Origin of the sequence: Methyloceanibacter sp. (assembly GCF_035650995.1) — a bacterium.
GTDB lineage: Bacteria > Pseudomonadota > Alphaproteobacteria > Rhizobiales > Methyloligellaceae > Methyloceanibacter.
On sequence record NZ_DASRGO010000131.1, the window covers coordinates 1 to 8,948 of the forward strand.

At 65.0% G+C, this 8,948-nt stretch carries 11 protein-coding genes; 7 read left to right on the forward strand and 4 right to left on the reverse strand.

The annotated features are described in order from the left end of the window. Positions 1 to 152: 152 nt before the first annotated feature. The 5 genes from murA to VFB18_RS09930 all read left to right on the forward strand — a co-directional run bounded on the left by murA (position 153) and on the right by VFB18_RS09930 (position 4,274). Positions 153 to 1,442 carry a UDP-N-acetylglucosamine 1-carboxyvinyltransferase gene (gene murA, locus VFB18_RS09910; protein WP_324974328.1) on the forward strand — a complete coding sequence of 430 codons (1,290 nt, stop codon included), beginning with the start codon at positions 153 to 155 and terminating at the stop codon, positions 1,440 to 1,442. 77 nt (positions 1,443 to 1,519) lie between these two features. Further along, positions 1,520 to 2,011 (forward strand): DUF2948 family protein, encoded by a 492-nt coding sequence (locus VFB18_RS09915; protein ID WP_324974333.1) that lies wholly within the window; start codon positions 1,520 to 1,522, stop codon positions 2,009 to 2,011. A 5-nt stretch (positions 2,012 to 2,016) separates the two neighbouring features. Further along, positions 2,017 to 3,315, forward strand: coding sequence for a histidinol dehydrogenase (hisD, locus tag VFB18_RS09920; protein ID WP_324974336.1), 1,299 nt, complete (start codon positions 2,017 to 2,019; stop codon positions 3,313 to 3,315). Position 3,316: 1 nt separating this feature from the next. Further along, on the forward strand, positions 3,317 to 3,814 hold the full coding sequence (locus VFB18_RS09925; protein ID WP_324974339.1) for a UPF0262 family protein: 498 nt from the start codon (positions 3,317 to 3,319) through the stop codon (positions 3,812 to 3,814). A 4-nt stretch (positions 3,815 to 3,818) separates the two neighbouring features. After that, positions 3,819 to 4,274 (forward strand): arsenate reductase ArsC, encoded by a 456-nt coding sequence (locus VFB18_RS09930; protein ID WP_324974342.1) that lies wholly within the window; start codon positions 3,819 to 3,821, stop codon positions 4,272 to 4,274. Between the two features lie 6 nt (positions 4,275 to 4,280). Here the strand turns inward: VFB18_RS09930 and eutC are convergent, their stop codons facing one another. The 4 genes from eutC to VFB18_RS09950 all read right to left on the reverse strand — a co-directional run bounded on the left by eutC (position 4,281) and on the right by VFB18_RS09950 (position 7,754). Continuing rightward, on the reverse strand, positions 4,281 to 5,087 hold the full coding sequence (eutC, locus tag VFB18_RS09935; protein ID WP_324974345.1) for an ethanolamine ammonia-lyase subunit EutC: 807 nt from the start codon (positions 5,085 to 5,087) through the stop codon (positions 4,281 to 4,283). Positions 5,088 to 5,097: 10 nt separating this feature from the next. Then, on the reverse strand, positions 5,098 to 6,489 hold the full coding sequence (locus VFB18_RS09940; RefSeq protein ID WP_324974348.1) for an ethanolamine ammonia-lyase subunit EutB: 1,392 nt from the start codon (positions 6,487 to 6,489) through the stop codon (positions 5,098 to 5,100). A gap of 120 nt (positions 6,490 to 6,609) precedes the next feature. Continuing rightward, the gene (locus VFB18_RS09945) at positions 6,610 to 7,398 is read right to left on the reverse strand and encodes a substrate-binding periplasmic protein (protein ID WP_324974351.1); all 789 of its coding nucleotides are present in this window, start codon (positions 7,396 to 7,398) and stop codon (positions 6,610 to 6,612) included. Between the two features lie 56 nt (positions 7,399 to 7,454). Beyond that, a complete protein-coding gene (locus VFB18_RS09950; RefSeq protein WP_324974354.1) occupies positions 7,455 to 7,754 on the reverse strand; it encodes a hypothetical protein in 300 nt (99 codons plus the stop codon). Between the two features lie 151 nt (positions 7,755 to 7,905). Here VFB18_RS09950 and infA point away from each other — a divergent pair, with 151 nt between their 5' ends. Both infA and VFB18_RS09960 read left to right on the forward strand, forming a co-directional pair. Then, positions 7,906 to 8,124: a translation initiation factor IF-1 gene (gene infA / locus VFB18_RS09955; protein WP_324974357.1), complete on the forward strand. Its 219-nt coding sequence runs from the start codon at positions 7,906 to 7,908 to the stop codon at positions 8,122 to 8,124. Continuing rightward, positions 8,084 to 8,848 (forward strand): Maf-like protein, encoded by a 765-nt coding sequence (locus VFB18_RS09960; protein WP_324974360.1) that lies wholly within the window; start codon positions 8,084 to 8,086, stop codon positions 8,846 to 8,848. The genes infA and VFB18_RS09960 overlap by 41 nt, the downstream gene beginning before the upstream one ends. Positions 8,849 to 8,948 lie beyond the last annotated feature (100 nt).

Sequence of the window (8,948 nt, forward strand, 5' to 3'; positions counted from 1 at the left end):
TCAAAGCCATGCGATGAGGGGGGACAGGACAAGCCCCAGGGAGTAAGCTGATGGTTTGCTGGGTCCGCCTTGAGGGAGGTTTGTCCGGCAATTTACGGGGACTGCACACAAAGCGCGAAAAGGGGCAGGGGCGCGCGAGGGAGTAATCCGCCATGGACCGCATCCGCATTGTCGGCGGCCAGCGCTTGAGCGGCACCATTCCGATCAGTGGCGCCAAGAACGCTGCACTGCCCTTGATGATTGCCAGCCTTCTCACCCGCGAGACGCTCACATTGCACAACGTGCCGCGCCTTGCCGACGTCAACCTCCTGGGCCGTATCCTCGGTAACCACGGCGTCGATGTCACCATCGCCGGCAAGAGGCCGGGACAGCGCACGACCGACGGCCAAACCTTCAGGCTGACCGCGGCAGAAATCGTCGACACGACCGCCCCTTACGAGATGGTGGCGCGCATGCGCGCGAGCTTTTGGGTGCTCGCCCCGCTCGTCGCCCGTTGCGGCAGGGCCAAAGTCTCTCTGCCGGGCGGTTGCGCCATCGGCACGCGGCCCGTCGATCTGCACATCACGACGCTTGAGAAGCTCGGCGCCGAGATCGAGCTCGAAGGCGGCTATGTGATCGCGCGGGCCCCGCGGGGCCTCACCGGCAATCGCATCGAGTTGTCGAAGGTCTCGGTCGGCGCCACCCATAACGCGCTTATGGCGGCGGTGCTGGCCAAGGGCGAGACCCTGGTCGAGAACGCCGCCCGCGAGCCCGAGGTGGTCGATCTCGGCAATTGCTTGATCAGGATGGGTGCCCGCATCGAGGGGCTCGGCACCTCGACGCTCTGGATCCAGGGACGCGAGACGCTGCATGGCGCCGAGCACACCGTGCTTCCGGACCGCATCGAGACCGGGACCTACGCCATGGCCGCCGCCATGACCGGCGGCGAGGTGATGCTCGACGGCGCCCGCGCCGACCTCCTGCAGGAGGCGTTGCAGATCTTGCGCTTGAGCGGGATCGAGGTCGAGGAACGGGCAACCGGCATCCGCGTGGCGCGGAACGGCGGCGGGCTCCGGCCGGTGAGCGTCGAGACGCAGCCTTTCCCCGGTTTTCCTACCGATCTACAGGCCCAGCTTATCGCGCTCATGTGTACGGCGAGCGGCACCTCCACGGTGCGCGAGACGATCTTCGAGAACCGCTTCATGCATGTGCAGGAACTGGCCCGGCTAGGCGCCAAGATCGAGCTCAAGGGGGATACCGCGCTCGTGACCGGGGTAAGCGGGCTCCGTGGCGCCCAGGTCATGGCAACCGATCTGCGCGCCTCTGTGTCGCTCATCATCGCCGGGCTCGCCGCCCAAGGGGAGACCGTCATCGGCCGGGTGTACCACCTCGACCGCGGTTTCGAGCGGATCGAGGACAAGCTCCGCCAATGCGGCGCCCATATCGAGCGGCTGTCGAGCTAACCTTTAGCCGGACTTGACAGTTTCATGTCTTGCTTGAGCATGGTACTTGCCCATGCGAAAGAGCCCCCGTTGTTGCCATGAACCTTCTGAAACTCATCGCGCTCGACGAAGTCGACCTCGAAGTCATCTCCTCGCATCTCCAGGATGCCGTGGTGCGGGTCGGGGACATGGCCTATGTCCCGTCGAAGAAGCGCTTTGCCGCGCTTCTGAACCGCTTCGAGTGGGAGCGGACCGAAGGCGGAAACGGCCGCAAGGACTATCGGCGGCGGAGAACGGCTTTGCGATTCGAGCGCGTGCTCGAGGCCAAGCACAAGGGCATCAGGCCGGCGACGGAGCATAAGGTGCTTTCGCTGCTTGCCATCGGTTTCGAGCCCGACGAGGCCCCGAGCGGCTATGTGACCCTCACCTTTTCGGGCGACGCCTCGATCAAGCTCAAGGTGGAGTGCATCGAGGCGGCGCTCACCGATCTCGGCCCCGCCTGGCGCACCAAGTCGAAGCCCGAGCACCCTGACGCGCCCGCGGGCGTGGCCGGCAAGACTGTCGGCGGCAAATCCGGCTCCGCCTCCTGACCGTCATGGCCGTCTTTCTTTCCTCCGGGGATCGCGACTTCGAGGACCGGTTTGCCGCTCTGCTCGCGGTGAAGCGCGAAAGCGCGGCCGACGTCAACGCTGTCGTCGCAGCCATCATCGCCAAAGTTCGCGCCGAGGGCGATGCCGCGCTGATCGAATTGACCCGCCGCTTCGACGGGTTCGACCTCGAGACGGCCGGCATCAGAGTCTTGCCGTCCGAGATCGAGACCGCGCGGGCGAAGGTCGACGGCAAGACACTCGCCGCGCTTGAGTTCGCGCATGAGCGCATCCTCGATCACCATCAGCGCCAGCTCCCGCGCGACGAATGCTATAAGGACGCAACCGGCGTCGAGCTTGGCAGCCGCTGGACTCCGGTCGCCTCGGCCGGGCTTTATGTTCCGGGCGGGACCGCGAGCTATCCGAGCTCGGTGCTGATGAACGCCGTTCCCGCCAAGGTCGCGCGGGTAAAGCGCATCGTCATGGTGGTGCCGGCGCAGAAGGGCGTGCTCAATCCGCTGGTGCTGGCTGCCGCCTCTCTCGCCGGGGTCGACGAGATCTATCGCGTCGGCGGCGCCCAGGCGATCGCGGCGCTCGCTTACGGCACCGCGAGCATCGCCCCGGTCGCCAAGATCGTGGGTCCCGGCAACGCATATGTGGCCGCGGCCAAGCGCCAGGTCTACGGCCAAGTGGGCATCGACATGGTGGCGGGTCCCTCGGAGGTCGTAGTGATCGCCGACGGGGAAAACGATCCGGCCTGGATCGCCGCCGATCTCCTTGCCCAAGCCGAGCATGACGAGGCGGCGCAATCGATCCTTATCACCGACGATGCGGCCTTCGCCGAGGACGTGACCGCCGCGATCGACTTTCAGCTTGCCACTTTGCCGCGGGCGGCCACCGCTCGGGCAAGCTGGCGCGACTTCGGGGCCGTGATCCTGGTCGGAAGCCTCGACGAAGCGCCCGCCCTTGCCGACCGTCTTGCGCCGGAGCATCTTGAGATCGCAACGTCGGACCCCGACAGGCTCGCCGCCCGCATCAACGATGCCGGCGCGATTTTCGTTGGGCGTTACACGCCGGAGGTGATTGGCGATTATGTTGCAGGGACCAACCACGTGCTTCCCACCGCGCGCAGCGCCCGTTTCGCCTCAGGACTCTCCGTGCTCGATTTTATGAAGCGTACCTCGATCCTCAAGCTCGATGCGGAGGCGCTTGCCGCGCTTGGTCCCGCGGCAATGACGCTGGCCGAGGCCGAGGGGCTCGACGCCCATCGCCGTTCCGTCGCGATCAGGCTCAACCCCAGGGACTAGGATGGCGGAACAGGACGACACGGCGACGGAAGATCGTGCGCGCCTGGTCGAGGTCACCCTCGATCAGGCCTCGATCGGCCGCAACACGGCCGAGGTCGAGCACGAGCGGGACGTTGCGATCTTCGATCTGCTCGAGAAGAACTCCTTCGCGCTCGAAGGCCATGATGGGGGTCCCTACAAGCTCCACCTCTCGCTCTCCGACAACCGCCTCGTGTTCACCGTCGGCGACACCGACGGTGCGCCGATCCAGCACGTGATGCTGTCGCTGTCGCCCTTCCGCCGCCTGGTGAAGGACTATTTCCTCATCTGCGAAAGCTACTATCAGGCGATCAAGACCCAACCGACCGCCAAGATCGAGGCGATCGACATGGGCCGCCGCGGCCTCCACGACGAGGGCAGCAAGCTGCTTCTCGAACGGCTCAAGGGCAAGATCGCCATCGACCTCCCCACCGCACGGCGTCTATTCACGCTGCTTTGCGCGCTCCACTGGAAGGGATGATGCCTTGGAGCATGCGGGCGATCTGCCGGGCGCGGTCCTCTTCGCCTGCAGCCGCAACGCCGTGCGCTCGCCGATGGCTGCCGCGATCATGCGCCATCTCGCCGGCAACAAAGTCTTCGTCCGGTCGGCTGGCGTGCGCGCCGGCGAGGTGACCGATCCGTTCGCCATTGCCGTAATGGAGGAACTCGGGATCGATATGTCGAAGCACAAGCCGATCTCGCTCGCCGGCGTGCACGACACCTCGTTCGATCTCATCGTCACGCTTGCGCCGGAAGCGCATCACAAGGCGCTGGAAATCGCGAGCGGCTTTGCCGTCGACGTCGAATATTGGCCGACTGCCGATCCGACGCTCGCGAGCGGCAATCGCGAGCAGATTCTCGATGCCTACCGCGCCGTGCGCGACGGCCTGTTCAAGAAGATCAAGGCGCGCTTCGGCCTCGCCGGCGGCCCGACGGTGTAAGCCCGGCTAAGACTCGATGAGGAAGTTCTCGGCCGATCCCGGACCCGTCTTGGGCAGGGCCTCCGCCTCGTCCTTGAGGTTGACGCCGGAGATGCCGCGCCGCCTGGCCTCGGTCATCAGATAGCGCAGCTTGTAGGCGGCCTCCTTGTAGCCCAGCCCCTGCGGCCGGACGTTCGAAATGCAATTCCGCGCCTCGTCGGTAAGGCCGATGCGGGGCCCGAGCGTCATGTAGATGCCGAGGCTGTCGGGCGAGCTCAAGCCGGGCCGCTCGCCGATCAGAATGACGACCATTTTGGCGCCGAGGACTTCGCCGATCTCGTCGCCGATCGCCACCCGCGCCTCTTTGACGACAGAGAGCGGCGCGATGTTCCAGTCGTCTTTCAGGGTCGGGAGAACCGCATCGAGAAAAGCGGCTGCGTTCTCCTCGATGGCGAAGGCCGACAGCCCGTCGCCGATCACGAACGCAACATCGTATGGCTTCTGCGGACGTTGCAGCTCCTCGAGGCGCTTGCGCGAGGCGGCATCGAGCCTGCGCCCCTTGTCCGGCCTTTGCAGATACATCGGGCGGCCCTCGGCGGCGCTGTGCAGCACCACGGTCTCAAGCCCGCGCGCGCGCAGCGTCTCGGCAAACGCCTCCGCGTCGAGCTCGCGATGCACCGCGTCGCGGGCGCGCGCATGGGCAAGCTGAAACTCGAGATGCGGCTTGGTCGGCAGGCTCGTTCCCGCCCGGCCGAGCGCGATACGCGCGCTGGTATAGTCGCGCAGCTTGGTCCAGGGATCGGCGACGACGATGTCCCGCGGTCCGCGTGCCATTGGCCGCTCCTCAAGACAGATGCGCCAGCGCGCGCTGGAAGGGCTTTGGCAGGCTGTCTGACAGCCGCACGTCCTTCTTGTCCTGCTCGTAGATGCCCATCGTCTTGAGCCAGTCCTCGAATTCCGGCGCGGGCTTGAGGCCCAACACCTTGCGCACATAAAGCGCGTCGTGGAACGAGGTGGTCTGGTAGTTGAGCATGATGTCGTCCGAGCCCGGAATCCCCATGATGTAGTTGACGCCTGCGACCGCAAGCAGGGTCATGAGCACGTCCATGTCGTTCTGATCGGCTTCGGCGTGGTTGGTGTAGCAGATGTCGACGCCCATCGGCACGCCGAGCAGCTTGCCGCAGAAATGGTCCTCGAGCCCGGCGCGGGTGATCTGCCGCCCGTCGTAGAGATATTCGGGCCCGATGAAGCCGACCACGGTGTTGACGAGCAGAGGCTCGAACTTGCGCGCCACCGCATAGGCGCGCGCCTCCAGTGTCTGCTGGTCGACGCCGTGATGGGCGTTGGCCGAAAGCGCGCTCCCCTGTCCGGTCTCGAAATACATCACATTGTTGCCGACCGTGCCGCGCTCGAGCCCGAGCGCCGCCTCGCGGCCCTCGGCGAGGATGGCGAGATTGATGCCGAAGCTCTTGTTGGCGGCCTCGGTGCCGGCGATCGACTGGAACACGAGATCGACGGGGGCACCGCGGTTGATCGCCTCGATGCTGGTGGTGACGTGGGTCAGCACGCACGACTGGGTGGGAATCTCGTAGCGCGATATGACCTCGTCCAGCATCTCGATCAGGGTGGTGACCTGGGCGATGCTGTCGGTCGCGGGGTTGATGCCGATGACCGCATCGCCGTTGCCGTACATCAGCCCGTCGACGATGCTCGCGGCGATCCCGGTCGGATCGTCGGTGGGGTGGTTGGGCTGGAGCCGGGTCGACATCCGCTTCTTGAGGCCGATCGTGTTGCGGAACTTGGTGACCACGCGGCATTTCTGCCCGATCAGGATCAGATCCTGCACCCGGCAGATCTTGGATACCGCAGCGACGATCTCCGGCGTGAGCCCGGGCGCGAGTGCCGTAAGCGCGCTTTCCGTCGCCGCTTCCGACAATAGCCAGTCGCGGAAGCCTCCGACCGTCAGATGCGCCACCGGCTTGAACGCCTTGGCATCGTGCTCGTCGAGGATGAGCCGGGTGACCTCGTCGCTCTCGTAAGGGATGACGGCTTCGGTGAGGAACACTTGCAGCGGCACCTCCGCGAGCGCCATCTGCGCCGCCACGCGCTCCTCGTCGTCGCCCGCGGCGATGCCGGCCAGATAGTCGCCCGAGCGGGCAGGGGTCGCCTTGGCCATCAGCTCCTTAAGCGAGCCGAAGCTATAGGTGTGACCGCCGACAGAGTGCGAATAGCCCATGTTGCCGTCTCCTCGCGCGAAAACGCCCCGCATGGCGGCCACGTGCGCCGCCATGCGCGATTATGCCACGGAATTTCGCGAGTTCCACTCAGCCGGAACGCGAGGCGTAAAGGGAGCCGGTCACTTTCTGGTCGCTTGCGCGCTCTCCCAATCCTTCTCAGCCTGCACCAGCATGTTGTCGTAGCTGTCGTCGGTCGTGAGTTGGGTAATTCCTTGCCCGAACTTGGCCGCGAGCGACGCGCAAGGCGATTTCTTGGAGAAGGCAACGAACATTTCTTGCGAAAGGAGAGCCTGATTGAGCGCCACAACCTGGTCTTTGAGGCCCTCTTTGGCCGCCTCGGCGATGCCGGGATAGTAGCCGGCGATGAGATAGTCGGCCTTGCCGTCCAAGAGATCCTTGAAGGCCGCCTCGATGCCCGGGGCGCGGGCGACATCGAGCTTATCCTTCATGAAGGCGTCGAACTCGTCGCCGTAGCTCTCGCCCTGATTGGTGACGCCCTTCTTGCCGATCAGGTCGTCCTTGCCGGTGAAGGGGAAGTCCTTGCCCTTGACCACGAACACGGCCACGTCGTCGAAGGTGAAGGCCGGCTGCACGTAATCGAGATATTTGGCCCGTTCGTCGTTGTAGTAGAGGCCGAAGATCATGTCGGCCTTGCCATCGAATGCCGCCTGCTGCGCCTCTTCCCAGGTCCCGGTGTATTTCGACTCGAGCGGCACGTTGATCTGCTTGGCGATGGTTTCGACCAGCGCAGGCGCCGCGCCGACGATCTTATCGCCGTCTTGATAGGCGATCACCGGATACTGCGGATGGCCGGTGGCCGTGATCTTGGTGCACTCTTCGGCGGCGAAGGCGGCATTGCTCGCAAGCAGAAAAGTCGCGAACACGCTCAGGCAAAGACATCTTTTCATGACCAGGGATTCCTTGTTCCTCATCGGCGTCGGGCAGCGACAAGCCGTTGCGGGGCCTATTTGCCGCTCTTCATCTGTGCCTTGATGCGATCGACCTCGGCTTGCGAGACCTTTCCCGCCTGGACCAGCGCCTGCACGCAAGCCGGCGACAGGCTCGGCCCCGCCCTCTTCATGCAAAGGTTGAGAGCTGCGGTCTGCAGCCCATAATCGCCGCAGAACTTCCTGTAGTCGTTGGCGCAATTGTCCTGCATGCCTTTGGTGATGCTCCCCGCTTGCGCAAGGACCGCAGACGGTGCCGCGCAGATGCCGAGGATCACAACAAAGACGGTGGCCAGTCTTGACTGATGACGTGTCATCCAGGGTCCCTCTCGAGTGCCGGTGGTTTGTATCACGCAGGCCGCGCCCCGCCACGTTAAATGATCGCGCCTCGAACGCATCCAGCAATCTGCTTGATTTTCCGCCACTTCCCGACCATTCTCCCGCGACTTGGGATGCGGAAGGAGCCTTATGGCGAAGGAAGAAATGCTCGAATTTCCGGGAGTGGTGACGGAACTCCTCCCGAACGCCACGTTCAGGGTGAAACTCGAGAACGATCACGAGATCATCGCCCACACGGCGGGACGAATGCGCAAGAACCGCATCAGGGTGCTTGCCGGCGACAAGGTTCTGGTCGAGATGACTCCCTATGATCTCACTAAAGGTCGGATCACTTACCGATTTAAGTAGCAGGTTCCGCCTCAAGAGAGCGGAGCCCGCGAAGAAGGAGAAGGCCGCCCCGCAGCGCCCGGCCCGGACGCGCGCGGCGCCGAGCCGCTTCCGCCCCAAGCTCGTGCTCGCCTCGGCCTCGCCGCGCCGGCTTCAGCTTCTCGAGCAGGCCGGCATCACGCCCGATGCGCTCAGACCCGCCTCGATCGATGAGAGCGTCACCAAGGGCGAGGTGCCGCGCCATATCGTGCGCCGTCTCGCCCGCGCCAAGGCCGAGGCCGCGCGCCGGCTCATCAAGAACGAACCCGAACTCGCCAAGGCCTTCGTGCTTGCCGCCGACACCGTGGTTGCGGTCGGACGCCGCGTGCTCGGCAAGGCCGAGCTCGAGCATGAGGCCGGCGACGCGCTCCGGCTCCTGCGCGGGCGCGCCCATCGCGTGCACACCGCGGTCTGCCTGCTCACCCCAGACGATCATCCCCGCGAGCGTGTGGTCGAGACGCGCGTGCGCTTCCGCAATCTTTCCAACGAGGAAATCGGCAATTATCTCGCGAGCGGCGAATGGAAGGGCAAGGCGGGCGGTTACGCCATCCAGGGCATTGCCGGGGCCTTCGTGGTGAAGATGGTAGGCTCCTACACCAATGTGGTCGGTTTGCCTCTGACCGAGGTGGTCAGTCTTTTGCAGAGCGAGGGCTACCCGGTCAGCCATCTCTGGCTGTCGAAGGCCGAGGAGGTCGAGATCGAGTGAGCGGAGCGCGCCGCGGAGAGAAGGCGGGAGCGCGGCCTAAGCCGAAGGGCATGAAGGCAGCGGCGCGCAACACCCCCGCCTGTCCGATCTGCGACAAGCC